General features: G+C 58.9%; 1 protein-coding gene and 1 pseudogene. Both read left to right on the forward strand.

Annotated elements, in window-relative coordinates; all coding sequences use genetic code 11:
* Positions 1 to 692 (forward strand): pyruvate formate-lyase-activating protein (gene pflA, locus EGI20_RS18840; protein ID WP_498633230.1); only part of this gene is annotated, 692 nt, incomplete at its 5' end.
* Positions 693 to 754: 62 nt separating this feature from the next.
* Positions 755 to 905 (forward strand): annotated as a pseudogene (locus EGI20_RS18845) (propionate/acetate kinase); the annotation flags it as partial.

Here is a 905-nt window from a genome sequence, read left to right on the forward strand (position 1 = left end):
CCGTCGATGGCCCGGGCGTACGCTTCGTGTTCTTTACCTCGGGCTGCCAGGTCCGCTGCCTGTATTGCCATAACCCGGACACCTGGAAGCTGCATCACGGTCGCGAGATGAGCGTGGAGGATGCGCTGGCCGAGCTAAAACCCTACGCAGGCTTCCTCAAATTTGCCGGTGGCGTCACCATTTCCGGTGGCGAGCCGATGATGCAGCCCGACTTTGTCGGTGCTGTATTCAAGGGCGCTAAAGAACGCTTCGGTCTGCATACCACGCTGGACACCCAGGGCTATCTGCACGAGAGCCTGCCGGATGCCTGGTTTGAGGCGGTGGATCTGGTGATGCTGGACATCAAGCACAGCGACCCTGAGCAGTACAAAAAGATCACGGCCCAGCCTTTGCAGCCGACGCTGGATTTTGCCCGGCGCATGGCGAAGATGGGCAAGAAGATGTGGATCCGTTATGTGCTGGTGCCGGGGCTGACCGACGGCTTCGATGATGTCGAACGGCTGGCCGACTTTGTCGCTAGTCTGGGTGAAGTTGTCGAGCGCGTAGAGGTGCTGCCATTTCATCAGCTGGGCCAGAGCAAGTGGGCCGAGCTGGGTATGGCGTATGAACTTGCCGACACCCTGCCGCCTTCGGCCGAGTGTGTCGCCCGTGTGCGTGGCCAATTTGCCGCACGCGGTTTCTTTGTCAGCTAGAGCGAGCACTTGACGCTTGCTGCCTGACAAACCGATTTTACTAATTTATTGAAAGTACTCTCATGAGCCAATCCCTGATTCTGGTTATTAACTGCGGCAGCTCGTCGCTCAAGTTCGGTCTGTTCCCTGTCGGTGCGGAAGAGCCAACCCTGTCCGGTCTGGCCGAGTGCCTGGGCGATGCCGATTCGCGCGTCGTATTCAAGGCTGACGGCA

It is taken from the genome of Aquitalea sp. S1-19 (assembly GCF_024343515.1).